Origin of the sequence: Clostridium sp. YIM B02569 (genome assembly GCF_022320765.1) — a bacterium.
GTDB lineage: Bacteria > Bacillota > Clostridia > Clostridiales > Clostridiaceae > Clostridium > Clostridium beijerinckii.
In genome coordinates this window covers 41,324-68,103 of record NZ_JAKJJX010000030.1, presented here as the reverse complement: position 1 = coordinate 68,103, position 26,780 = coordinate 41,324, and the positions used below count along the sequence as shown (strand labels likewise).

The 26,780-nt window shown below is 28.5% G+C and carries 20 protein-coding genes, 2 tRNA genes, 2 pseudogenes and 1 other annotated feature; of the genes and pseudogenes, 8 read left to right on the top strand and 16 right to left on the bottom strand.

The features are described from left to right. The first annotated feature begins 539 nt into the window (after positions 1–539). Positions 540–3,203, top strand: a complete 2,664-nt coding sequence (locus L3B96_RS22670; RefSeq protein ID WP_238948652.1) for a cation-translocating P-type ATPase — start codon at positions 540–542, stop codon at positions 3,201–3,203. A gap of 102 nt (positions 3,204–3,305) precedes the next feature. Here the strand turns inward: L3B96_RS22670 and L3B96_RS22665 are convergent, their stop codons facing one another. The 5 genes and pseudogenes from L3B96_RS22665 to L3B96_RS22645 all read right to left on the bottom strand — a co-directional run bounded on the left by L3B96_RS22665 (position 3,306) and on the right by L3B96_RS22645 (position 5,660). Continuing rightward, positions 3,306–3,659, bottom strand: coding sequence for an iron-containing alcohol dehydrogenase (locus L3B96_RS22665; protein WP_238900661.1), 354 nt, complete (start codon positions 3,657–3,659; stop codon positions 3,306–3,308). 23 nt (positions 3,660–3,682) lie between these two features. Then, positions 3,683–4,072 (bottom strand): annotated as a pseudogene (locus L3B96_RS22660) (aldehyde dehydrogenase family protein); the annotation flags it as partial. A 299-nt stretch (positions 4,073–4,371) separates the two neighbouring features. Then, positions 4,372–4,695, bottom strand: coding sequence for a multidrug efflux SMR transporter (locus tag L3B96_RS22655; RefSeq protein WP_077854406.1), 324 nt, complete (start codon positions 4,693–4,695; stop codon positions 4,372–4,374). 11 nt (positions 4,696–4,706) lie between these two features. Continuing rightward, positions 4,707–5,096, bottom strand: a pseudogene (locus L3B96_RS22650) (DUF5360 family protein). A gap of 120 nt (positions 5,097–5,216) precedes the next feature. Beyond that, complete coding sequence (locus tag L3B96_RS22645; protein WP_236887883.1) at positions 5,217–5,660, bottom strand: MarR family transcriptional regulator; 444 nt, start codon at positions 5,658–5,660, stop codon at positions 5,217–5,219. Positions 5,661–5,861: 201 nt separating this feature from the next. Between L3B96_RS22645 and hydE the strand changes: the two genes are divergently transcribed. Continuing rightward, entirely contained in the window at positions 5,862–6,908 is a 1,047-nt protein-coding gene (hydE, locus tag L3B96_RS22640) for a [FeFe] hydrogenase H-cluster radical SAM maturase HydE (protein WP_238900650.1), read from the top strand. Between the two features lie 241 nt (positions 6,909–7,149). On the opposite strand, the gene L3B96_RS22635 is transcribed toward hydE, so the two are convergent. Further along, positions 7,150–7,905, bottom strand: a complete 756-nt coding sequence (locus tag L3B96_RS22635; protein ID WP_238948651.1) for a DUF3298 and DUF4163 domain-containing protein — start codon at positions 7,903–7,905, stop codon at positions 7,150–7,152. Positions 7,906–8,311: 406 nt separating this feature from the next. On the opposite strand from L3B96_RS22635, the gene L3B96_RS22630 reads away from it, so the two are divergent. Next, complete coding sequence (locus tag L3B96_RS22630; protein ID WP_238948650.1) at positions 8,312–9,271, top strand: polysaccharide deacetylase family protein; 960 nt, start codon at positions 8,312–8,314, stop codon at positions 9,269–9,271. A gap of 15 nt (positions 9,272–9,286) precedes the next feature. Here L3B96_RS22630 and L3B96_RS22625 read toward each other — a convergent pair whose 3' ends face one another. Next, on the bottom strand, positions 9,287–10,318 hold the full coding sequence (locus L3B96_RS22625; RefSeq protein WP_171787332.1) for an anti-sigma factor domain-containing protein: 1,032 nt from the start codon (positions 10,316–10,318) through the stop codon (positions 9,287–9,289). 381 nt (positions 10,319–10,699) lie between these two features. Here L3B96_RS22625 and ispF point away from each other — a divergent pair, with 381 nt between their 5' ends. Further along, positions 10,700–11,176, top strand: a complete 477-nt coding sequence (gene ispF, locus L3B96_RS22620; RefSeq protein WP_011967647.1) for a 2-C-methyl-D-erythritol 2,4-cyclodiphosphate synthase — start codon at positions 10,700–10,702, stop codon at positions 11,174–11,176. Between the two features lie 103 nt (positions 11,177–11,279). On the opposite strand, the gene L3B96_RS22615 is transcribed toward ispF, so the two are convergent. Beyond that, positions 11,280–11,876: a hypothetical protein gene (locus L3B96_RS22615; protein WP_023974744.1), complete on the bottom strand. Its 597-nt coding sequence runs from the start codon at positions 11,874–11,876 to the stop codon at positions 11,280–11,282. A 429-nt stretch (positions 11,877–12,305) separates the two neighbouring features. Here L3B96_RS22615 and L3B96_RS22610 point away from each other — a divergent pair, with 429 nt between their 5' ends. Then, positions 12,306–12,710 (top strand): HNH endonuclease signature motif containing protein, encoded by a 405-nt coding sequence (locus L3B96_RS22610; protein ID WP_011967645.1) that lies wholly within the window; start codon positions 12,306–12,308, stop codon positions 12,708–12,710. Positions 12,711–12,830: 120 nt separating this feature from the next. Here L3B96_RS22610 and L3B96_RS22605 read toward each other — a convergent pair. The 3 genes from L3B96_RS22605 to L3B96_RS22595 all read right to left on the bottom strand — a co-directional run bounded on the left by L3B96_RS22605 (position 12,831) and on the right by L3B96_RS22595 (position 15,553). Next, positions 12,831–12,905 (bottom strand) — tRNA-Gly (locus L3B96_RS22605). 4 nt (positions 12,906–12,909) lie between these two features. Then, positions 12,910–12,994, bottom strand: a tRNA-Leu gene (locus L3B96_RS22600). Between the two features lie 90 nt (positions 12,995–13,084). Beyond that, on the bottom strand, positions 13,085–15,553 hold the full coding sequence (locus L3B96_RS22595; RefSeq protein WP_077829996.1) for a methyl-accepting chemotaxis protein: 2,469 nt from the start codon (positions 15,551–15,553) through the stop codon (positions 13,085–13,087). A gap of 204 nt (positions 15,554–15,757) precedes the next feature. Further along, positions 15,758–16,021 (top strand) — a binding site (T-box leader). Between the two features lie 128 nt (positions 16,022–16,149). Between L3B96_RS22595 and thrS the strand changes: the two genes are divergently transcribed. After that, on the top strand, positions 16,150–18,081 hold the full coding sequence (gene thrS / locus L3B96_RS22590; protein ID WP_238948649.1) for a threonine--tRNA ligase: 1,932 nt from the start codon (positions 16,150–16,152) through the stop codon (positions 18,079–18,081). A gap of 150 nt (positions 18,082–18,231) precedes the next feature. On the opposite strand, the gene L3B96_RS22585 is transcribed toward thrS, so the two are convergent. Next, positions 18,232–20,841, bottom strand: coding sequence for a hypothetical protein (locus tag L3B96_RS22585; RefSeq protein ID WP_238948648.1), 2,610 nt, complete (start codon positions 20,839–20,841; stop codon positions 18,232–18,234). A gap of 34 nt (positions 20,842–20,875) precedes the next feature. After that, positions 20,876–21,466 (bottom strand): 5-formyltetrahydrofolate cyclo-ligase, encoded by a 591-nt coding sequence (locus L3B96_RS22580; RefSeq protein WP_238948647.1) that lies wholly within the window; start codon positions 21,464–21,466, stop codon positions 20,876–20,878. A 281-nt stretch (positions 21,467–21,747) separates the two neighbouring features. Here L3B96_RS22580 and L3B96_RS22575 point away from each other — a divergent pair, with 281 nt between their 5' ends. After that, a complete protein-coding gene (locus tag L3B96_RS22575; protein ID WP_238948646.1) occupies positions 21,748–22,365 on the top strand; it encodes a HutD family protein in 618 nt (205 codons plus the stop codon). An 85-nt stretch (positions 22,366–22,450) separates the two neighbouring features. On the opposite strand, the gene L3B96_RS22570 is transcribed toward L3B96_RS22575, so the two are convergent. The 3 genes from L3B96_RS22570 to L3B96_RS22560 form a co-directional block, all read right to left on the bottom strand. After that, entirely contained in the window at positions 22,451–22,867 is a 417-nt protein-coding gene (locus L3B96_RS22570; RefSeq protein WP_011967639.1) for a hypothetical protein, read from the bottom strand. A gap of 157 nt (positions 22,868–23,024) precedes the next feature. Further along, entirely contained in the window at positions 23,025–23,612 is a 588-nt protein-coding gene (rbr, locus tag L3B96_RS22565) for a rubrerythrin (RefSeq protein WP_011967638.1), read from the bottom strand. Positions 23,613–23,764: 152 nt separating this feature from the next. Next, on the bottom strand, positions 23,765–25,768 hold the full coding sequence (locus L3B96_RS22560; RefSeq protein WP_077830000.1) for a methyl-accepting chemotaxis protein: 2,004 nt from the start codon (positions 25,766–25,768) through the stop codon (positions 23,765–23,767). A gap of 336 nt (positions 25,769–26,104) precedes the next feature. Between L3B96_RS22560 and L3B96_RS22555 the strand changes: the two genes are divergently transcribed. Further along, complete coding sequence (locus L3B96_RS22555) at positions 26,105–26,776, top strand: helix-turn-helix domain-containing protein (protein ID WP_011967636.1); 672 nt, start codon at positions 26,105–26,107, stop codon at positions 26,774–26,776. Positions 26,777–26,780 lie beyond the last annotated feature (4 nt).

Below are 26,780 nucleotides of genomic sequence, written 5' to 3'. Positions count from 1 at the left end.
CATTGTTAACGTGTGCAGTTATAATTATACATATTAACCAATATGATAACAATAGTTATAATTTTACATATACCTTAAACTATAATTTACTTATTTATATTTTTGTGAAATATAAATAATATATAGTACTAAATAACTCTTAGTGTGTTGACTAAAACTATATAAAATGCTATAATAATTACATAAAATAAATCACTACATTAAAAGGGAGTAGTTATAAATATAACATCAACAATCGCGACTATATTGTTAGTCTGGTGTTATATACCCTAACAGGTAACGAGACTTTTAATATAACTTCAAATTTTTGAAGTTATATTAAAAGTCTTTTTTGTTGTTAATTTATCCAATATCTATCATTAGTAACAACTCTTCTTCAATTGGGTATAACAACTGTACATTTCTGGACGATGTACCACTTGAGGGTATATGTCCAACTAAATTCAGTCAGAGTTAAACTCTACCTGAAAATGTTCACTTTATAGACTTTAGCTAATTATATACTTATTAAATTTTTTCTTTGAAAGGAAGATGCCATAATGAAAAAATATTTTTCTAAAACAGTAGAAGAATCTCTTAAAACCTTCGATGTGACTTTAAAGGGGCTGACGAGCGAAAAAGCTAATAAAATATTAGACTCTGTAGGCGAAAACACCTTAAATGAAAAAAAGAAAAAAAGCATTTTATCTGTATTTCTAGAACAATTTAAGGACTTATTAGTAATCATATTAATTGCTGCTGCTATAATTTCAGCTATGACTGGAAATATGGAAAGTACTTTTGTAATTTTAGCTGTTATAGCTATGAATGCTATTTTAGGCACTGTTCAATACGTTAAAGCTGAACAATCTCTAGCTAGTCTAAAAGCGCTATCTGCGCCTAATGCTAAGGTTATTCGGAATGGAGTTAAAATTGAAATACCTTCTAAAACTGTAGTTCCAGGAGATATTTTGATATTAGAGGCCGGAGACTTAGTTGTTGCTGATGGTAGAATTTTAGAAAACTTCTCTCTTAAAATTAATGAGAGCTCATTAACTGGTGAATCCGAAAATGTAGACAAGTTCTCTGAGGTTATTGATAAAGATGAGGTTGCTTTAGGTGATCAAAAAAATATGGTTTTCTCTAGTTCACTAGTCACTTATGGACGTGCTACTATTCTTGTAACTAATACTGGTATGAATACTGAGCTTGGTAAAATAGCTACCCTTATGGAAGAAACTCAAGAAAAAAGTACCCCTCTTCAAATTTCCTTGGATGAATTCTCTAAGAAATTGGCCTTTGGGATAATTGGTATCTGTGTTATTGTATTTGGATTAAGTATGTATAGAGGTGTTGATCTATTAGATTCATTAATGTTTGCTGTTGCTCTTGCTGTTGCTGCTATTCCTGAAGCCCTTAGCTCAATAGTTACAATTGTACTTGCCATAGGTACACAATCAATGGCTAAAGAGAATGCTATCATTAAAAAGCTAAAAGCTGTTGAAGGTCTTGGATGTGTATCTGTTATCTGTTCTGATAAAACTGGTACATTAACTCAAAATAAAATGACTGTTAAAAAGATTTTCGTTGATAATAAGTTAATTGATAGTACTAAAATAGATTTCAAAAATTCTGATTCAAATTTCCTTTTAACTAGCTCTGTGCTATGTAACGATTCTACTTCAAAAGATGGTGCTGAGATAGGAGATCCAACAGAAGTTGCTTTAGTAAACTTAGGTCATAAATACTCTTTAAATGAAATTGAATGTAGAAATAATTACCCAAGACTTAAAGAGATTCCTTTTGATTCTGATAGAAAACTTATGAGTACCCTTCACAAAATTGATGGAAAATATATAATGGTTACTAAAGGTGCTCTTGATGTATTACTTGATAGAGTAACTTCAATAAAAACTTCAAATGGCGTAGCAAACTTTACTAATAATGATAAGATCAATATAAATAATGTTAATAGAGAATTATCCTCTCAAGGACTAAGAGTTTTAGCATTTGCTTATAGAGCGCTTAATGAGAATAAAGAACTAACTTTAGATGATGAATATGATTATACTTTCCTAGGTTTAATTTCAATGATTGATCCACCTAGAGAAGAATCTAAAGCAGCTGTTAGTGATTGTATTAAAGCTTCTATCAAGCCAATTATGATTACTGGAGACCACAAGATTACAGCTTCTGCTATTGCTAAAGAAATTGGAATATTGCAAGATGGTGACTTAGCTGTAGAAGGCTTAGAACTTGATAAAATGTCTGATGACGAACTTAATTCAAAATTAAATCACATTTCCGTTTACGCAAGAGTATCTCCAGAGCATAAAATAAGGATAGTAAAAGCATGGCAAAATAGAGGTAAAATTGTAGCTATGACTGGGGATGGTGTTAATGATGCTCCTGCACTAAAGCAAGCTGATATTGGCATTGCAATGGGTATAACAGGTACTGAAGTTTCAAAAGATGCTGCTTCAATGATTTTAACAGACGATAACTTTGCTACTATTGTTAAATCAGTTACTAATGGGCGAAATATTTATGCTAATATAAAGAATTCAATAAAATTCCTACTTTCAGGTAATACTTCTGGAATTCTTGCAGTACTATATTCATCAATATTTGCACTTCCTGTTCCATTTGCAGCCGTACACTTATTATTCATAAACTTATTAACAGATAGTTTGCCTGCTATAGCAATTGGTATGGAGAAATCTAAAAAAGATGTTTTAAAAGATAAACCTAGGGATGCTAAAGAATCTATTTTAACTAAAGATTTTATAATAGATATTTCCTGTCAAGGTTTGCTGATTGGAATATTCACTATGATTTCTTACCACATTGGTTTAGCTACAGGAAGCCATGGGCTTGCAATGACTATGGCATTTAGTACCTTATGTTTAGCTAGATTATTCCATGGATTTAACTGCCGAGGTAAAAAATCTATCTTTGCTCTTGGAGTGTTCAATAATAAATTCAGCTGGATTGCCTTTATATCAGGTGTTGTACTTGTAAATGCAGTTTTACTTATACCAGCACTTCAAGGATTATTTGAAATAACTCCACTTACTACTAATGAATTACTACTAGTTCACTTATTTGCTTTCATTCCAACTTTAATAATACAAACTATTAAGGTTGTTAGAGATTTTATTGAAGAAAACAATGAAAAGAATAGAGATAGAGATGCTAATGATTCAACTATGAGAGCTGCATAAAACACTTTTGAGATTATATAATTAGATTAATGAAAGGGCTGTATCAAGATTACTTGTTTGTATTGATATAGCTCTTTTATTTTTATTTATCATTTATCGTTTTTATTTATTGCTGACATTATACGATTTTATATACATCTCTTTAATTTCGCTCATTAAAGGATATCTTGGATTTGCACCTGTGCATTGATCATCAAACGCCTGCTCAACCATTTCATCCATTGAAGCATAGAACTTTTCTTCTGAAACTCCAAATTCTTTTATGCTCTTTGGTATTCCAACTTTGGCCTTTAAATCATCTATTGCTTTAATTAATAATTCAACCTTTTCTTCTTCTGTATTTCCTCCTAAATTTAAATAATCCGCAATTCTAGCATATCTCCATCCTGCATTTGGATATTTATATTGTGGGAATGCAGCTTGCTTTCTTGGTGCATCTGTTGCATTAAATCTGATTACTTCATCTATTAATAATGCATTGTCTTTAATGCAATCAATGTTTTAAATATAGCTGTTGATGTTGGGTTTGTTGTTGGCACGATTGCAGCTATCACCCCTATAGGTTCAGCGATATGAGTTATTCCGAACATTTCCTCTCTCTATATAACTCCACAGGTCTTTGTATCTTTATATTGGTTATATATGTACTCAGCTGCGAAGTGATTCTTTATTACCTTATCTTCTACTATTCCCATTCCGCTCTCTTCTACTGCCATTTTAGCAAGAGTAATTCTCGCATCATTCGCTGCCATGGCTGCCTGCCTAAATATTTCATCTACCTATTCTTGGGAAAACTTTGAAAATTCTCTTTGAGCTTCCCTTATTTGCTCTATTCTTTTTGTCAATTCTTCTGGATTTGTAACTCTCATTTCCTGCCTCCAGCATTATCTTCTAAATTTTCATACTCAAGCTGCTTTTGTATAGCAGTTTTACTTACTATAAACAAACTGTGTATAGTTTATCCTGAAAATAACATTTAATTTATCTCATCTCAAAAAAATTGCTAATGGATCTAATAAAAATATAAATTATATATTCATTTGCAATGAGAACAAAGTACATATCATGTCTATTATTTTCTAAAAATCGTAAAATAATAGACATGATAGAATAGATTATTCTTTTTCCTATTCTACATGTCTCTAACAAAACTTCTTTTATATTGATATTAATGTATTGTAGATGTTAAATTTAATCCTATGACTCCTATTATTATAAGTCCTATAAAAACTATCTTCTGCAGATTAATTGATTCCTTAAAAAATATAATCCCGATAGCTGACAGCAGTATTATCCCAATGCCTGACCAAGTTGCGTATGCAACTCCAATTGGTACTTTCTTTAAAGCTAATGTTAACATGCTTAAGCTTAATATATAAAAGCCTAGCATAGCGATTGCATATTTTATATTTGTAAACCCATCTGATAACTTCATTGATATAGTTCCTGAAACTTCAAATATTATTGCAAAAATTAAATAAATCCAACTTATCATAATACACCTCACTCAATAGTATCCGTTAATAAACTTTTTATAAAAAATAATGGATATATCATTAGATACAGATTAAAAATCCACCACAATAAATCGAAATCATATCTCATAGTCCAGAAAGAAATGGCTTGAAGTCCTGAACAAAAAGTTAATACAAGTGAAATCAAGCTAAATTTTTTCCATAATTCATTTGTTGTGTAATACATATACAAACTAATAAATCCTGTTAATGAAATTAATAAATCAAGCGGTAAGAATGACTAATTCCATGATACTAAAATAGGATTTTCATAATCTTTAAATAGCAAGCTCTGTGGAATTAGATGGAATAAGGTAATAAACCAGTAAACTATAAAACCAATATCTGTGACTAAAAAAAACTGCTTTAATATTTTCATTTTCACTTCTCCTATTTTGATATAAGATTCTAAATTTAGATTTTAATTTCCTTACATATTAATTCAAATAATTTAATTAAATTCATTTAACTAAATTTATAAAAAAATTTGTTTTTTCTATTATTCTTTACTTTTTAATACTTTAACAACCTTACTAAAAAGAATACTTAACTCCTCTAATTTCTCCTCCGATGTAATTTCACTTATTAAATTAGCGAATTGCTTATAGATTGCATTGTCACCTTCTATTATCTTTATCCCCTTCTTCGTAACTTTTAAATAATAAATTCTTCCATCTTCTTCTGATTTTACTTTTTCAACTAGTTCATTTTTTATTAATCTCTTAGCCAATGCAGATATTGCTGGTTTAGTCAGTTTTAATTTTTCTGCTATCTCTCCTAGATTTGGATTTTCCATATTATATATTGTTGTCAAATAATAATAGTCCGTTATGTTAAACTGCTTCTTTTCTTCAGTTGATAAAATTAAATTAATATTATTCATGGACTGCTGCCATAAATAATTTGCTATATATTCAAAATGTTTTTCAATCAAAATATTCATCTCCTAAAATAGTTCAATTCATTTAACTAATTCTATGGGTTTATATTAATTTATTTGTATACCTGATGTCAAGGGATATATTCAAAACATATGTTTATGTGAATGTCATATTTTACACAAACTACTATGTTGTTATGTTGTTAGATTGTATAGTATACTAATATCAGTTAGCTATTAATTTCTTTTAACTTAGGAGGAACTATGAATAAAATTATTGAAAAAGCTAAAATTACACATGAGTTAAATAAAGATGAAATACTTAAATTACTACAAAACGATGATATAAATGAAGAACTATTTAAAGCCGCTGATGAAGTACGTCAAAAATACTTAGGGGATTATGTTCATTTAAGAGGGCTTATAGAATTTACAAATATCTGCAAAAGAAATTGCCTTTATTGTGGTTTACGTAGAGACAATAAAAATCTTGAAAGATATAGATTAACTGAAGAAGAAATTCTAGACTTTGCTAAAAAGGCTGTTAGCTATGGCTACAAAACACTTGTGCTTCAAGGTGGAGAAGATGATTATTTTACTAAAGAAAGAATGACAAACATAGTAAAAGAGATAAAGAAATTAAATGTCGCTTTAACCTTAAGTTTAGGTGAAAAAACTTATGAGGAATATAAAGCATTTAAAGAAGCTGGAGCTGATAGATATTTAATAAGAATTGAAACTACTGATAAGAAGCTCTATGAAGATATGGATCCTAACATGAGCTTCGAGGAAAGATTAAATTGTTTAAAGAATTTAAGAGACTTAGGATATGAAGTTGGAAGTGGTATTCTAGTTGGTCTACCAAATCAAACATTAGAATCTATAGCTAGTGATATACTTTTCTTTAAAGAAATTAATGCAGATATGATTGGTATAGGTCCATTTATACCAAATGAAGATACACCTTTAAAGGATGCTCAAGGTGGAAATCTTACTCTAGCATTAAAGGTTATGGCTTTAACCAGATTAATACTTCCTGATATAAATATTCCTGCAACAACCGCAATGGAATCTTTAACTCCAAACGGAAGAATAGTTGCACTTCAAAGCGGTGCTAATGTTGTAATGCCTAACGTTACTGAAGGTGAATATAGAAAGCTTTATGCATTATATCCAGGTAAAATATGTACAGGCGATACACCTGCACACTGCAGAGGATGCATAACTGGTAAGGTAACTGGAATAGGCAGAATAATTTCAGATGGTTATGGATTTAGAGGAAATCAAAACACTAGTGCCTATAATAATTAAAAAAATATTAGTAACAATAAGTTAAATCATAGTATTAAGTAGAATATACCATACAGGATAGATAATATAATCCTATATGGTATATTTTTATGAATTGCTATGATTTAACTTCTATTTATATTCCTTTTATTTAAATTTGTTCTATTATTTATTACTATCTATTTTAAGTCTATAAGTTAAAGTTGATCATGAGATGTCAATTAGCTTATTATTTAATGACCTATCTAATTAAAATTATTATCTACTTCTTGCTTCCCAAATCCCAATTTTTATAATAAACAAAATCCTTATCAAATAGTTTTAGGGGAATTTTAAATTCAGGGATTCCAAATACATATGGCGCTATATCATACAGCTGGTAGTATATTACTAGGTTATCGTCTCTTATATAAAAACTTTGATTTTCACTAATGCCCTTAAATACATTACCTGAATCAAAATAATTTTCTGGATTCTCTTTTATTTGATTTTCTATTTCTTTATTTATTATGTCAGAATAATTATATCCTTCACTGAATAATTCCTTTAAAGTTAGCAGCGCTTCTTTCTTCTTATCTATTGTATATGAAGTCCTTGTTGTCATACCATGAGCTCCACCAAGAAACTCATAATAGTCATTATATAGGCTAAGAATTTGATTATTATCTTCTGAGGTTGTGTATCTTGAATAAATTTCATATGGAAATCTTGGGGTTTCTTGTCCCTTTTCTCCGAAGTATTCTTTCGCTGTTTTTTCAGACTCCTCAGCTCTTGGCAAAATATCTTGACTAATTACATTATTTATCAAATTTATTCTTTTTTCATCATTTCCACCTACTAATCTAGGTATATTTATGTCTAATTTTAAGTAATTTAGATTTTTAGTTATAGATTTATCCACAATTTTAATTTTGCTTTCACTTTGCATTTTATTAGTTATAAACATTTCCTGTGGACAAGCAGTGGATAACATTGAACTTACTATTAATAGCCCCGTTATATTAGCTATAATACCCATTTTAGCGCCTCCCTGATTTATGCATTTTGCGACATAATATATTTTATATCCACAAAACCAACATGTAAAATTATGTATGTTAACAGCTTTATAACATTTTATCCACAAGCGAATGTGGATAATGTTAGTAAGTTGTACTATTTTTATATTATGCTACTTTTTTCAATAAGTTATTCCGCTAAAACTATATAAAAATAAATTTTTTATATAATATCTTTCAATAATAAATTTACATCTAAATCCTTGGTAATCTAAGGGCTCAATTAAGGCTGAGATTTAGAATTTTAATTAGAATATATATCACAAATGACTTATATTAGGTCTTGTAGTTTTTCTTTAAGTTTAGGGTATAATTATAAAAGAAAATTATATTTGTTTTAATTACAAGGAGGTGAATAATAACAACATGTTAAAAGGAACTTTACCACCAAGGAACATTTCTTACAAAAGACTTTTCAAAAATAAAACTTCCTTAAGTATTTTGGTATTCAGCTTATTGTTTGTAATGTTTTCTATTTACCTAATAACACACAATATATCTTATAAAAATTCTATAGCTTCTAATCATGGTTCCGATAATACAAGTATTGATGAAAATCATGTTGGATATGAAAATATATTAAAAAAAGATCCTTCCAATGTAGACAAAAGTACACTTCAAAATGAAAGATCTTTTAATAATTCAAATTTAATTACTGACAATAGAGGAGTTCCCGTATTATATTACCATTCAGTGAGAGAACCGGCTGAGAATGAGGTTACAATAACTCCAGAAAATCTTCGGATACAGCTTGAGTACATAAAAAATCAGGGTTATACAACATTAACTTTAGATGAACTAAAAAACTACTTATTAAACAATTCCCCAATTCCTGAGAAGAGCATAGTTATCACTTTTGATGATGGCTATATGGATAATTACTACAATGCTTTTCCAATTTTGAAAAATCTAAATATGGTAGCAACAATATTTTGTATAACATCAGATCTAGATGGTTCCTATTATTTATCAAAAGAGGCTATAAAAGAAATGTCTGATTACGGAATAGATATAGAAAGCCATACTGTTAGTCATCCCAAACTTAATCAGCTTCCATATGATAAGCAATTAAATGAATTGAAGGAATCAAAAGAAACTTTGGAATCAATAACAGAAAAAAAAGTTGAAGCTGTTGCCTATCCATTTGGAGATTTTAATGATGATAGTATTATCGCCGCTAAAAATTCAGGCTATACGTTAGCATTTACTACTAAGAGAGGACTCTCCGATAGAGATGATAATATTCTTAAACTTGATAGAATTTATATTAGTTCAAAATATGATATGAATACTTTTAAGGAAGTTTTAGCACAAACTAAAAAATAACTCTTAAATAAAGAGTTATTTTTTTTCTTCCTTGCTATCTTCAGTTGAGTATTTGGGTAATTTTTGTTGATTTCCTGCATTATTTATAGCTATAGGTATATTATGTTCGTATATAAATTTATTTGTTTTAGTAAGCTCTCCATATTTTAAAGCTTGTCCATTAATTGTTATTAATGCCTTCCTACTTAAATCTAACATTTCATTATCCAATGCATATTCAAAGATCTCCGATATAGCCTCATCAACATCTTTATTCAAAACATCAATATTTCCTATAAGTTCTTTTCCTTTATCTGTAGGCGAATAGGCATATATAACTTTGTGAAACTTATTAATATGAATCTTTATATTAGAAGTTGTTTCTATAACTATTATGCTCTGTGTTGTCCTATATTCAATAGTTATACCACTACCAATCAATATTAATATAAATAGTAATATTGATATATGTATTTTGTATCCCCTAATACCTTTCTTTTCTTTTCCTTCACATACATCTCCAACCTTTGATTTATTAGAAGTCTTTATCTTTAAAAATTCTCCTTTTGAAGTTAATATATATGCTGAATTTTTAAAAGCTTTTATTACTATCCCTTTATATAGTTGTTGATTTTTACTTGAAATGCTTACAACTTGATTATCTTCTTTTAATTTTATTCTTAGATAATCTTGAATAAATTTATAATTTGAATTAGTTATTATAATGCAATAAGCTATTATGTAGTCCCTAAGTTTATTTATAATCTCAGATTTTATCCTAGTTAACTTACTTATTTTAGCTATCGGTAAAACTCTTTTTTCATTGATTATTCTTAGTAAATCCTCATCACTAGCTATATAATAAGCTATATTTAAAGCTATATTTCTGTCAGCTTCTTTAATCGGAAAGTTTACTAAATCTTTAAGTAAAACATTATATGAGCTTAATTCATTTATAAATAAAGATATCTGTTTTTTTCTAATATCCTCTGCAGTATCTCCTATTAGGAACATTGACGGCATAGATGAAAATACATATTTGTCTTTACTAAAGCCCAAATTTTCCATAAAATTAACACCTCTTTAAAATATTAACCCTTTGTATAAGTTCTTCATACTATGATATTATAGCATATAAAGCTATTTATCTATAAAATTTTCTTTATCTAAATTTAATTTAAAAGCAATATTTTGGAGATTATTAATGAGAGGAAAAATTATATATGTAGATTTTGTAAAAAGACGTAGAACAACCTTTATACATTTTCATATAAATAGATTTATTTCTTGGTTTAACATTAAATTTTATATTAAACCCAAAACAAGCTCTTTGAACAACATGTCAACAAATAAACGTAGACGTATTTTAAATTAGTATAATTATTTATATAAAAAGCCTCATAATATGTTAGAATAGTAAAATAATAAAACACATAATGAGGTGATTATATGAGAATTGGATTAGGATATGATGTTCATAGATTAGTTGAAAATAGAAAATTAATTTTAGGTGGAGTAGAAATTCCATATGAGAAGGGGCTGCTAGGTCATTCCGATGCGGATGTTCTTATCCACGCTATAATAGACTCTTTATTGGGCGCTTGTGCTCTTGGCGATATAGGCAAACATTTCCCTGATACAGATAGTAGATTTAGTGGAATATCTAGTATCATACTTCTTGAAGAAACAGGTAAATTGCTTCTTAAGTCCGGCTATGCCATAAACAACATAGACGCTACAATAATAGCTCAAAAACCAAAAATGCTGCCTCATATTGAGAATATGAGAAAGAACATTTCAATTGCTCTGAATATAGATATTAATAAAATAAATATTAAGGCTACTACTGAAGAAGGCCTTGGCTTTACTGGTGAGATGCTTGGAATTTCTTCTCAAAGTATCTCTTCTGTTGAAAGTATAATTTAAAAATATACTATTCAAAGTTTATAGTGCTTTATAATTAAAAGGGAGCTATAATTAGCAGATTCTAATCTGCTAATTATAGCTCCTTAAATTATATATTAATCTTTTAAAATACTTCGCTTAATTTTTTTAGTAGAATCTCTCTGAATACTTCTCCTTTATTAGGATCACTTATTGCATTTTTGCAGATATCTTCCCACTCATCAATAGACATTCCTATTCTATTTTCTAATTCTTCTTTTGTATTTGTTAATAACGAAGATGAAATTACAAATTCTCCAAGTTCCTCTGGAGTCTTGAAAATTTTTATATATAAAAATTCTGTGTTATCCCCCATCCACTTCTTATTAAACTCTGCTGGGAATTTATCTAATCTAGCTTGAGCCTTTTCAGATGGAATATTCCATAAGCTACTTAAGAAATCATAGTCTCTCCTCATATTACTTGCAACTTCTTTGTCTATTTTCTTTAGTTTTTCTCCCTCACGAATGATCTTATCAACAGTTAAATGTGGAATCCTAGTAATTAATTTTTCTTTTCCATATATCCACTTATAAAAAGCTTCCTGCAAGAACGAATATTGAAGATAACCAATCAAACACTTTCTATTAGGGAAATATCCCCATATATTATTTATACCATTATTGTTTCCAAATATAAGGGTATGAAAATAAATACTTCTTTCTGTTGGTGGTTTCTGCATAAACATATGTCCTCTTATTGTCTTGTTCCTACTGATAACGTTTTCCCAATAATTAAATGAATTATAAACTTCCCACACTTTACTCACCTTCCCAACTAATATTTTATAAAATATATTATTAATAGTTATCTTTTGTTCTCTAATTATATTATAACTCATTTATCTCATAATTGTTTATTCTTGGATAAATTTGTTTAATATATACATATTAATATATTATCCCCATTTTATTATTTTATTACAAAATTTTAGACTTTTATTATAGATATTCAAATTGATATTTCTTATTTATTACTTTATAATATTAAATGTCAAGTTATTTACAGTTATCATATTATTATATTAAGAATTCTATTATTTTTTTAATTTAAATAAATTTTAACAATTAATATATTTTTATATAGGGTAGATTCTAAGGAGGATTAAAAATTGTCTTTATGTGAAATATGTAATGCCGAAGCTGATATACATCATATTGTTCACAGAAGTGAAGGTGGCTTTGATATAGAACTAAATTATAAATATTTATGTCCTTCCCATCATAGAGGAAAATATGGTCCCCACCAATCTAAAGAAGTTGATTATAGATATAAGTTAGATCTTCAAAATAAACTATACGATATGCTAAAAAAAGATTATTATTCTTTTAAGGAGCTAGCATTAGAATTAAATATACCTAGAAACACTCTTAAAAGAATTACAAGAAACTTAAAGCTTTATAAAGAAGGTTATAAAAAATCAGAAGTAATATTTAAAATAATGGGTGAAAAATTTTACTCTGAAGAAATGATTGTTAACTTAACTTTAGACAAATTGATTGAAGACAATTATTAACTTATTATGTTATATAATTAAATTTATCTTAGTAACCATGTGTAAATTAAAATAACAAATATCTAAAACAAATTTTTGTTTTAGATATTTGTTATTTTAATTTAATCTTTATATTCTTACTGGAGCGGAAAACGGGGCTCGAACCCGCAACGTCCACCTTGGGAAGGTGACACTCTACCATTGAGTCATTCCCGCTTATTGGTGCAGATGAAGGGAGTCGAACCCTTACACCAAAAGGCGCTAGATCCTAAGTCTAGTGCGTCTGCCAATTCCGCCACATCTGCCTACCAATATTATACATCTATTCAATATTTTAAATCAATATTAAATTTTATACATTTGTTATGATTTTTTAGATATATTTATATAACAAACTATGATATATTATATCTTCCTAAATCATCCTCCGGGCATTCTCCTTCATCTTTTTGCTTAATATATTCTTTAATTTCTGTTATCTTAGAGCATCCCCATCCAAAATCTTTAGTTGATGTATCTACTTCCAACTTTTCCAGCGGAGATACACTTAAATCAACAAAGTGTTCTGCCAGTGATAAATCCAGATCACTTGTCCCACAATTGCTAAATTCCAAATTAATTTCTTCCTCTGGTAACATTGATAATTCCTTTAATTCTTTTTCCAAATCAAGATCTAGATTTCTTTCATATTGATAACTATCTATTGAGTCTTCAAACTTATTTAATAAATTCGCTTTTTCTAACCTCTTATTCTTAGTGTCTAACTCTCCTCCCCCACTGGAATATGATTTTTCTTCATATTGATTATTTGCTTTTGAATTTTGTTCAGATATGTCGGTATCTTTTGTTAAATCCTCTTCTTTGATTTTAAATTGATTAACTTTTTGAAGCAAATCATCTGCTCTATCTAGTAAAATATCAGAACTACTGTTAACTTTCTCTGCAAGTCGTGCAAGCTGCACTGATGAATTAGTTACTTGCTCCAAGGAATTTGATGTCTCTGTTATTTCTCCTGATAACTCATATACAGTTTCAACAATTAAATCTTTGCTGTGATTAATATTATTAAACACACTATCTATATTAGATACTTTAGGTGCTATTTCTTTAACTAGAAGTGCTATTTCTGAAAATGAACTTGATGCATTATAAATCATTTCCTTCTGCTCATGCAACTCACTCTCCATATTTTTAGACTCTTCTACAAGTTTATTTATTATATTTATAAGCCTATTTATTATCTTATAAATATTCTGTGCAGACTCCTTACTTTTGTCTGAAAGCTTTTTCACTTCTAATGCTATTACACTAAACCCTCGTCCTGCATCTCCTGCACTAGCTGCTTCAATAGCAGCATTAAGTGCTAGAAGATTTATTTGTTCAGATATTCCATTTATAATATTCGTAATTCCATTAACATTTTTCATATCACCTTGTATATACTCTATGCTGATTAAAAACTTTTCGAAACTATCATTAACACTTATAATTCCGCCATTTAATTCTTCTATGTCTTTAGTCCCTTTTAAAGATTTGTCATTTATTATTGCAATATCTTCATTAATTGAATGAACATTATTCTTAACTTCAGTTATATTTTCACCAAAGTTTTCAAGCTTAGTGCTTATCTGTACAAAGTCATGACTTTGTTTATTAGTATTATTAGAAACCTCTCCTATGGATGCTGATATTTCCTCTGTAAGAATTGATAGTTCTTCTGCAATTTGATTTAACGATACAGAACCTTCTCTAACTATATTTGAATCCTCTCTTACTGCCTCTATCATCTTTCCTACTGACTCTTTAGCTTGGCTTACACTTAGGCATATTTCACTTATTTCATCATTACCCTTAGTATATTTATCATCAACTTTAGTATAAAAATCACCTTTAGCAATACTATCTACATAATACTTCGCCCCAAGTAACCTGTTTACAACTATAATTGTAAAGCCTATTATAATAGTTAATATTAGTAGCGTCATAATAACAGTCACTATAATATCAATAAAAGCTAAACTGTTTAATGCACTTAGTAGATCTTTTTCTTCTACTGTGATTCCTATGGCAAGACCTGTTTTCCCTATCGGGCTATATGATATATATCTTTCTTTACCCTCATAAGTATATTTTCCTGTTCCAGATTGGGTCCCAATTGTCATACTTTTTCCTATGTTATTTAGATCTTGTAAATTTTCTTTATCAGAGGTCATATTGGTTATATTTTTATTCTCATTTACCAAGCTCTCATCTTCTGAAACTATAAAATTACCATTACTATCTACAATTAATAAATTTCCCGTTTTCAAAAAATTAGTTTCTTTGTTTAAAGAAGCAAAATCTTTGCAATCTTTTATCGAGGTAATAATTCCTATAATACCATTTGAAGAATCCTTGATAGGTACTGAATATGATATGACTTTTTTCTTTGTGACTGGATCTATATATGGATTGGTTATTGAATTTTCACCATTTATTGATTTCATAAAACTTTGTGTTGTCTTTATTGATTTCTTATTTCCTAAAGTATCTATTGAATTTCCATCTTTATCACTTATGCTCATTTCTAATTGTCCAACTGTTTTCAATGCTGGTTTAAGTATTTGAATTTTTTCTTCTATTTGCACATTCTTATCCGTTATTATCGGATTGCTTGCAATTACTTCAAGGTTCCTAATCTCACTTTTTATTTGATCATCTGCTCGTGATGCAGCAGTTTTCGTCATCTCTTCCATTACATTTAAGTTACTCTCTTTTAATGACTTACTTGCAAATCTATATCCTATTCCCGACAAAGCTATAAATGCAATTAATAACATTGGTATTAAGAACATAATAATTTTAACTTTAATACTTCTATTCATCTTTACCTCCTGAAAAAAATACTAAATACAATCTAATATACATAAATTTTATTTGATTTTAATAAATTCTAGGTTAAAGCCTTATTATAATTTTGTTAAAATATCCAATATATTCTGAGATTCTTAATATCTTTTGTATTTTTTTTGTTAATTAGTTGACATCTAAAAATCATGTGCTTATAATTAAGAATATTAATATAATAAATAAACACGTTGATGAGGACAGTAAGCTAAAATCTTATTTTTCAGAGAGAGAATATGTTGGTGCGATTATTCTTATATAAATTTAGACTGAAAACCACCTCTGAGTGGCCCTAATAAAGCCCGTAATTATCACGTTACGATAAATTTAAGTGGCCTATTTAACTGATTTTTAAAAAGGTTTTAATGTTTATTTTATTTGACCTATTTTAATCAATCTGTTCTAGGTAATTAGAGTGGAACCACGGATATTACTTCGTCTCTATTTTTAGAGATGAGGTTTTTTTGTTTGCAAAAATGTATGATTTTAGTAATAACTTTTCTTAACGATATTATTATTAAAATTTAACAAGTCACAAAATCAAAATTTTCTTAAATCTGAAAGGAGTTTTAAAATGATAAAAGTAACTTTAAAAGACGGATCAATTAAAGAACTAGAAGCTGGTTTATCTATTTATGAAATTGCGAAATCAATTAGTGAAGGTTTAGCTAGAAATGCTTGCTGCGGTATAGTTAATGGAAAAGTTGAAGACCTTAGAAAAGAAATAAATGAAGATGTTGAGTTAAGCATATGCACATTTGACTCTCAAGAAGGTAAAGATGCCCTAAGACATAGCATATCTCACGTTTTAGCTTATGCTGTAAAAAGATTATTCCCTGAAACAAAGTTAGCTATAGGACCTTCAATTGCAACTGGCTTCTACTATGATTTCGATAGAGAAAGTGCATTCACTGCTGCCGACTTAGACAAACTTGAAGCAGAAATCCAAAAAATAATTAAGGAAAATCCAGAAATATCTAGATTTGAGCTTCCAAGAAATGAAGCTTTAGAATTAATGAAGGATGAACCTTACAAAGTTGAATTAATAAACGATCTTCCTGAAAATGAAATAATCTCATTCTATAAAATGGGTGATTTCACAGACTTATGTGCTGGTCCTCATCTTATGTCAATAAAATCAGTTAAAGCAATTAAACTTACTAGAAGTGCTGGTGCTTACTGGAAGGGGAATGAAAAAAATAAGATGCTTACAAGAATCTATGGTACTGCTTTCTTAAAGAAATCAGACTTAGATGCTTTCCTAGAAGCTTTAGAAGAGGCTAAAAAGAGAGATCACAATAAACTTGGTAGAGAATTAAAACTATTTACAACTGATGAAAATGTAGGTCAAGGACTTCCATTATTAATGCCTAAAGGAGCAAAAATAGTTCAACTTCTTCAAAGATGGGTTGAAGATGAGGAAGAAAAAAGAGGTTATCTTTTAACTAAGACTCCACTTATGGCTAAAAGCGATTTGTATAAGATTTCTGGTCACTGGGATCATTACAAAGATGGTATGTTTGTATTAGGTGATGAAGAAAAGGACGATGAAGTATTTGCTTTAAGGCCAATGACTTGCCCATTCCAATATACAATTTATAATGCTGAACAACACAGTTATAGAGATCTTCCACTCAGATACGGTGAAACTTCTACTTTATTTAGAAATGAAGCTTCAGGTGAGATGCATGGTCTTATAAGAGTTAGACAATTCACTTTAGCTGATGGTCATTTAGTTGTTACACCTGAGCAATTAGAAGAAGAATTTAAGGGCGTTCTTGAATTAATTCAATATTTAATGAGAACTTTAGGAATTGCTGAAAAGATAACTTATAGATTCTCTAAATGGGATCCAAATAATACTGAAAAATATATCAATGATCCTGATGCTTGGAATAAAACTCAAGATACAATGAGAAATATCCTAGATCACTTAAATATTAATTATGTTGAAGCTGATGATGAAGCTGCTTTCTATGGTCCAAAGCTTGATTTACAATTTAGAAATGTTCATGGTAAAGAAGATACTTTATTTACAGTTCAAATTGACTTTGCTTTAGCTGAAAGATTCGATATGAGTTATGTAGATAAAGACGGAGAAAAGAAACGTCCTTATATAATCCATAGATCATCAATTGGATGTTATGAAAGAACTTTAGCTATGCTTATAGAAGAATACGCTGGTGCTTTCCCAACATGGTTATCTCCAGTTCAAGCCAAAGTGTTACCAATCTCTGATAAGTACAATGATTATGCTGAAGCAGTTACAAAAGCCTTAAAGAATAAAGGTATTAGAGTTGAAACTGATTATAGAGCTGAAAAAATTGGTTATAAGATTAGAGAAGCTAGACTTGAAAGAACTCCTTACATTTTAGTTGTTGGGGAAAAGGAAGCTGCTAATAATGAGGTATCTGTAAGAAGCAGAAAGAATGACGATGAAGGCGCTGTTAAATTAGATGCGTTTATCGAGAGAATTGTTAAAGAAATAGAAAATAAAGAACTATAAAATTTATATAAAAAATGAGGATGCCCTTGAAAATAAGGCATCCTCATTTTTTTAGTTTACACAATTTTCTTACTGAGCCTAGACTCATGCTCTTTCTGCAAAATAATATAACACTTAGTAAATCATAATAATATATCTACAATTAACCTTTTAGTAACCACTTTCTATGTCTATATACGCATTCTTCATAGTCGTTAACTGCTTCTGTAAGTCAATAATTTTGCCTCCTATATTATCAACTAGTGCATCTTTGCTTCTCAGCATCTCCTTATTTTTTTGTATAGATTCATTCACTTTTTGAATTTGATCTTCTAATTCTAAGAAAACTGAATATTCCTTTTTAAAGTAAGGCTTTTGCTTTGCTTCTTTAATTAGCAACTTTTCAGCTTCTAGCATATTGGATTCATTAATAAACTTATTCGCTTGATCCTTCCAAACCTCTATAGAAAACATGCTTTTCAATGTTCCGATTTTATTTTTTGATTCATTGATATGCTTTTCTGCTAGCTTCTTTTTATTGCACAAATCATCATAGTAAAAATATGATGGCAATAGAACTCTTTTTTCTGAATTCATAACTAGATTTTTAAATTCATTCTCGTAACTTCCATACCTTCTCAATAATGAGTCATAGGCTTCTGATAATTCTTTCTGGTTAATTTCTAATTCTAATTTTTCTCTCATTAGTAGTGCTAAGCTACTTTCCTTTTCCCCTTTCTTCATACAGATATCGTTATATTTTTGCTGTTTTTGTTTCCATAACTTGACCAAATCATTATAACCTTCCAGATTTATAAAATCATTATCTGAGACTAAACTTACACTCGTTATTAACATCACTGCTAATGGTACTAATTCTTCTTGCTGATTTTGGCTTACAACTATTGCATCGCTAGATAAATATAATAGAACCATAAAATAGGTATTAGAAAAATTTTTAATTAAAGACCTTTTCTCAATTAAATTTTCAATTTGAAATATAATACTAGACATATCCTTATATGAATCAATGCTCGCTAAGTCTGCTATCATATATAGAAATGTATATGGTTGAGATTTTATAGCTACTTTAATGGCCGACTCCGTCATGACATCTAAATCGAGTTTTTCATAGTAAAGCCTTTTCTCTTTATTTTCTGGTCTTTGTCTTAATTTTGTGATTATATCATAAATCTTTTCTATAAGCTCTTCTGTAATATGTGTATTTGAACCTTTATTTTTTAATGCTGATATAGTTCTATTCATATAATATTCATTTATTGCATCTAATTTTCTTGCTCTTGCTTTAAAATCCTTTTTTGGCACTAAAACAGCATAAGCTTTCTCTACCATGTAATCCAATGTCTGTACAAACTTTCTTCTATTGTATATCTTCCCATAAGGCGCATTTGACAAACTTATTAATTTATAATATAAAATTAGCTTTATTTCATTATCATTAATGTTTTTTAAATTCTCTAAATTTCTATTTAGTAATTCTAAAAACTTATCTTCATTATATCTACCCAATAATTCCTTAGGTTTACTTATCAAATTAAAACTTGAAGTAATATTATTAATGATTGTATATACGATTTTAAGCTCTTTTCCTGATAGTCTTAAAAATCCATCATAAAATTTTTCATGCCTAATTTCTCGTTTTATATTTTCATTTACTAGTTCTTTAAATATTAACGCTTTTCTTTTATACTCCACTATATTTTTATTGTAAATAATTATATTCTCATTAAATACAGCATCTTCAAAGTTTATTTTTATTTGAATACTGTTCTTTTTAGCTTCTAATTCTTTTCGTAGCTCATTATCATATGAAAATTCTATTGTTTCAACAATATCATTATATTCTTCTGTTAAGTTTAATAAACTTTCATATGCGTGTCTTAATGTTCTTAATTCTTCATCCAGTGATACTTTCATCCTTTTTATTGATTCATCTTCGTCATCTAACTCCTCAGTCGATATTTTCAATTCTTGATTTTGTATCTCAGCCTTTAGAAGCTGCCCCTCTTTTTCTAGAAGAAGTTCTTCATTCTCATTAAACTTAATTTTCATTTCATTAAGCTTTTTTTCATATGTTTTATAATCCGTTTCCATATTCAATACACATTTATTTTGCATTTCTACTTTTCTATTTAATATATCTTGGATTTCTTCTAAATAAGCTTTTTCTTCTTTTATTAGTATTATGATGTTATTTATTTCACTTATTCGCTTTGGAGAACTATCTACCTCAAGAATCTTTTTCCTAAGATTATTGATTAAATTTTCTCTTTGAGCAATATCGTTATTGATCTTTAAAAGTTCTTTCTTCATATATTCTATAGTACTAGGAGCACTAAAACTTAAATTCTTTATATCTAGCATCAAATTTTCTTTTTCTTTCAAATAGTAATATAGAACCTTTTGAGCTATTTTTAAAATTTCTATTGGATGTTTAGGTATCTTTCTATTTCTATCTCTTTTTGAAATGTTCTCATACCCGTTAGCCAATATAATCTCTATATTATTATAACTTTCTTCTGAAAAAGAAATATTAGACTTTAACTTAATACCATTTAGTAATGTAAGTGCAGAAACATTCATATCCATTCCACTGTCCTGCGCTATATCTCTTAAAAGCATTTCCATTACTTTTCTAACAATAATCTTTGTAACTATTGGATAATACTCGCATAAAAATTCTGCTTTTATCAGATGATCGTAGTACTTTTCTATTTTGGTTCCTTTTAGGTAACCAAAATTACTTTCAATATATTCCATATATTCCCCCTGTTTATTTTAATCCGCCATTACATTATTCCAACTTTATAAATTCTTTTTCAGTTATAATGTAATCTACTGGTACATCATGATAACTTGTTGGAACTTTATCAAGTACTTGAAAATCATATGCTAATGCTAATTTGGTAATTCTTTTTATATTATCTTTGTTAATTTTCTTGAAATATCTATCATAAAAACCTGCTCCATAACCAACTCTTCCCCCACGCTTGTCAAAAGCTACACCTGGAACTATAATTAAATCAAGTTCGTTTGGATCAATATATGGATCATTTATAGATGGTTCTGGTATTCCGTATGAACTCTCCGACAAATTATCCAGTGATTTAATTTCTACTGCATCCATAAGTCTAGTTTTAATTTCAGTCCTTGGAACATAAATTCTTTTATTATTATTTAAAGATTCCTTTATAAAATCTCTTGTATTTATTTCAGTGTCAAACGATATATAAACAAAAATATTTTTTGCCAATTTATAGTACTCGCTACTATAAACTGTTTCTAATATTCTTTCATCCATTTTTTCTTTTTCTGTTACATCTATTTTTTTTCGCTTATCTAAAATTTCTTTTCTTAGTATTTTCTTATTAATAAAGCTTTCCATACAAACAACTCCTATAATTATACTTCATATCAATCATGAACTTCATATTGTTCTCAAATTAATAAATCTATAGATATTTTATCTAGCTATTCACTTTACTTATTATTTTAATTTTACTTACTAAAGCATCTTATGTCTATTCTTTATATATCTAAAAATAGTAACCCTTACATAGTAGTAAAATTAATTATGCTTTATATTGTACTTATCTTTATTGATTATACATATATCTTTTAATATAATGAACATAAAATATGTGATAAATAAAGGGAGAGTAATTTATGAACTACGATGTTGAATTAATAAGAGAAAAGAGCTATAAACCGACATTTTGGTCTGGTGGAATGGCGACAGAATTAATAACATATCCAGTAGATTCTGATTATGCAAGCCGGAACTTCTTATGGAGACTTGGTATAGCTAAAATTGATATACCAGAATCTACTTTTAGCGATCTTACAAATGTTTCACGTAAATTTATGGTTACTGAAGGCAAAATAACCCTTGATCATGAAAATAAATATAAGAAATTACTAAAAGTCTTTGAACAAGATAGCTTCATGGGTGATTGGAAAACAAAAACTTATGGAAAAGCCTCTGTTTTTAACTTAATGACAAGAGAGAATTATAATGGTGAATTAGTTCATTTAAATATTACGCCTAGAAAAAAGTGTGTATTCAAATATCAAGTTCCATTAGATAAGGAACTTATAGCCATTTGCTTTTACGTTGTAAGTGGTAGCTTTAAATTTACTATTAACAATAAAATTTTCAAAGCTAATACTAATGATTTGCTATTACTTAAATCCTTAAACCTAAGTTCTATACATGAATTTTTACTCTCTAGCAATTCATTAGAAATTACTAATATAATAGCAAGCGTAATTTATAGTCAATAATACTGAAATGCATTAAAAAGGCTTCATCTCAAATTACTTCCAATTTGAGATAACTCCTTTTTTTATTTCTCTTTTAAAATACATATTATAAACTGAAGTCCTTAATTACTACCTTAGGCTTCTTAAAGACTACCTCCTTTGTTATTTCATAGCTATCTTTATCTATAGTTATTCTATAAATATCAGGACAACCTTCTTCTCTCCATTTTTTCATATATTTTGCGGTAGCATCTATATCTGTATAATAATTTTCATCATAATAATCTGAGAATTCCAAATAAGATAATATGCATCTCTTATCTAATACTAAATTCTCTCTACCTACATTCTTACATATTGGAATAAAGAATCTTAAAGGTACTTCATATTGATATCGTCCTTTAATTTCTTTTGATTCCATAATAGCTCTTTTAAATAAAATATTTTCTTTATAATCGCTATCTATTTTTAATTTAAATATTATTTTTCCACTTTTATTCTTTTCTAATTTAGCTTTAATCATATACTCACCATCTGTCTTATTTTTATATACTTCTTTTATTTTAACACGGTAAATATGAACTGTCTAAATTTTCAAAAATACTAACACAAAAAAGGAAACACTTAATTTAAACTTAAATATAAGCGTCCCCTTAATGTATGTCTAATTGATTTCTATATTAATAATTTTCAACAAATACTTCAAAGTATGCTTGTGGATGTGAACATGCAGGACATGCAGCTGGTGCTTCTTTGCCTTCATATATAAATCCGCAATTGCCACACTTCCAAAGAGTTACTTCATCCTTCTTAAATACTGTTCCATCTTCAATATTTTTAGCTAGTTTTTTATATCTAGCTTCATGTCGTGCTTCAACTTCACTTATCTTTCTATAAACTACTGCAATTTCTGGATATCCTTCCTCTTCAGCTGTTTTTGCAAAACTTGGATAAAGGTCTGTCCATTCTTCATTTTCGCCTGAAGCTGCTGCAAGTAAATTTTTCAATGTACTTTCGTGGAATGAGACTGGGTAAGATGCTTGTATTTCTATCTGCTCGTCAACATAATCATCCTTAAGAAATTTATAAAACCTTTTTGCATGTTCTTTTTCTTGTTCTGCTGTTTCTAAGAATATGTTTGCAATTTGCACAAATCCTTCTTTTTTAGCAATACTAGAATAGTAAGTATATCTAGTTCTAGCTTGGCTTTCCCCTGCAAATGATTTCATTAAATTTACTGCTGTTTTGCTTCCTTTTAAACTCTTCATAATCATACCTCCAATATACCAATTTTCTATATAATGATACCACTAAATAATTAAATTATCTAGGATAATATTAACTTTAATTCATTATTATTCCTATAAATAAAGAACAAGTTGAATTAGATTTTTACATCAAATTCAACTTGTAATTCTACCTATGTCATTTTAAACTTACTTATTTCTTCATCTAACTTTTCCGCCAATAATTGTAGCTCATCCGCATATTTTGTGAATCTATCCATAACTGCTGTTATTTCCTCTGTTGATGCAGTTACTTCTTCTGAAGCTGAAGCAGTTTCCTGTGATATTAGTGATATATTCTCAATTTCTAATACCGCTTTTTTCTTTTTCTCATCAACATCAATAATAGAAGTCTTTATCTCATCAACCTTGCTTATCATCGTTTCAATTGATCTAAGGATTTCGCTAAATATCTCCTGTGTCTTTCCTACTGCTAAATCTTGCTCTGTCACTACACTTTCTGTAGATTTAATTGCTTTAACCGCTGTATCAGACTTACTCTGGATATTTGTAATAATAACTTTGATTTCTTCTGTTGATGATTTTGATTGTTCCGCGAGTTTTCTTATTTCCTCTGCTACAACTGCAAAACCTTTTCCTGCTTCCCCTGCTCGTGCAGATTCTATACTTGCATTTAGTGCCAGTAAATTAGTTTGCTCTGTTATTTGCGAGATTGTTTCAGATATAGTATTTATCTTTCTAGTACTTTCATCCATATCTCTAACTATGCTATCAACTTCACCTGTAGCTATTTTAGTTTTCTTTGATTTCTCTATTAGTGTATCTATCATAGATAATCCTTTAGCACCTAATTCTTTGGTGCTTGCTGATAGTTTGTCCATTTCATTAGAATTTACACTTATTTTATCTAATCTATTAGACAAATCATTCATTTCTGTAACTCCATTTTGAGCATTTTGCGATTGATTTGTTGCCCCTTCTGATACCTCTTCTATTGCTTTTGCAACCTCTCCTATAGATGCAGTTACTTCCTCAGACATACTTGCAAGATTCGATGACGTTTCCAAAACTGTTTTTGATGATTTAGTTACATTGTTCATAAGCTCTGAAATATTCTTTAGCATTTCATTAAATGAATTAGCTAAATCCATAAATTCATCTTTTGTAGATGAAGTAATAGAGACAGTTAAATCTCCACTTGAGGCTTTTTCAAATACTTCTTTTAATTTCTTAATATTATGTGCTATTCCTTTACTTAATAATAAAGATAAAACTATTGAAATAAAGCATATAACTACTATTATAATTAAAGTTGTAGTTAATATTGAATTTGTATCATTTGACAGCTCTTTTTCATCTAACGTCGCTACTAATTTCCAACCTGTAATATTATTAGTTTCATATACTCCAAACTTCTTTGTATTATTAAAGGTATACGTTATAAATCCCTTTTCATTAGTCTTAGCATCATTCCAAAAAGATTGTTTAGATGCTGCATCAGTTCCTAATAAATCTTTATTGGGATGCGCTATCATACTTTTACCTTCTACATCAGAAATAAAAACATATCCTGTTCTTCCTATCTTTTTCATACTTATTTTTTCTGTAAGTGTCTCTAAAGAAACATTCATAGCGCAAACTCCTATGACTTTCCCATCTCTTTCCACTGTCTTTGCAATAGACACAACATTTTTCCCTGTCTGAGCATCTGTAAACGGTAACGTTATTATTACTTTTCCTTTATTATCTACAGCTTGCTTATACCAAGGCCTTTCTCTTGGATCAAATCCTTCTGGCATTTTACTATTGGGATATATATCAAATTTCCCATCAGTAGTTGCAAAATATGAACTAAAAATATTACTATTACTTTCTTTTAAATTCTTTAGACTTTCTGGTATGTATGCTGCTTGCTCACTCTTATCACTGTTAACAAAGTTATAATCTGTGGATGTCATAGTTATCATATTACTGAATCCATCAAAATAGCTGCTAATTCCATCATTCACTTCTAAAAGCGTTTGCTGGCTTGTTAATTTCAGCTTTTCATTAAGGATGGATTTAGCCTGTATATTGGCACCATAACCTAATATTATTAGGGGAATCACACAAATTCCTATTAAGCTAATAACTAGTTTGCTGCGAATAGTGTTAACCCTAAACTTTTTCGTTTTCATTACTATTACCCCTTTTCATAAAATTGAACAAATAACAATTTGACTTAATCAAATCTGTTATCTATTTGCATTATTTTCCCTTTTAATTTTTACAATAACAATTTACATATTCTTTTTATTATCGCACTGATAGTTCAATTTCTTTACATATATACTATAATATTATTAACTTTTAGCATAAAATCGAGTCGAAAATTATACTATTTTTACCATATGAATCTTCATTAATTACATCTACCTTACTTACTAATACTTGATTGTACTTGTACATATTTAATATAATATGTATATATTTAATATACATTTATAATAGTAGAGTGTGTGGAGGAAATTACCTTGGATAATTCATTCATATCAGATATGAGTATTTTTAATAATGACATATCATTCTTAATAAAACTTAGAGCAAAGCCGCAAATCTTAGAAATAGTTAAAAAAAAGCATTTAGATGAAATTTCCGATGAGATATCTATACAGGATAAGAAAAACGATTTGCTTATTTGGAATGCTATGTATACTAGAGAAATAGTTGAAAATGGCATTTTAACGAGATATCTTCATCCAATATACAACAAATTCTATACTTTAATCCCTACCCTTAATACTATAGACGATTTACAAACTATTGAAATACAAATGATAGATACATACATTAATCTCCTTATAAATGACGTTGAAGTGAAAGATAACTTTGTCATAAATAGAATTCTGAAGCACTTACATCTTAATATTGAAAGCCAAATCTCATTAAAAAAATTATCTGGAGAATTAAATCTATCTGAAGGCTATATATCAGATTGCTTTAAGAAACATATGGGCATGACTATTATGAAATATGCAAAAAAAATAAGAATTGATAGGGCTAAAGTATTGCTTGTAACTACAACTAGTAGCATTTTAGAAATAGGCTTAACCTTAGGTTTTCATGATCAAAGCCATTTCCATAAAGTATTTAAATCATTTACTGGTGTTTCACCTTCTGAATATAGGAACAATAATTTTGGATAATAAA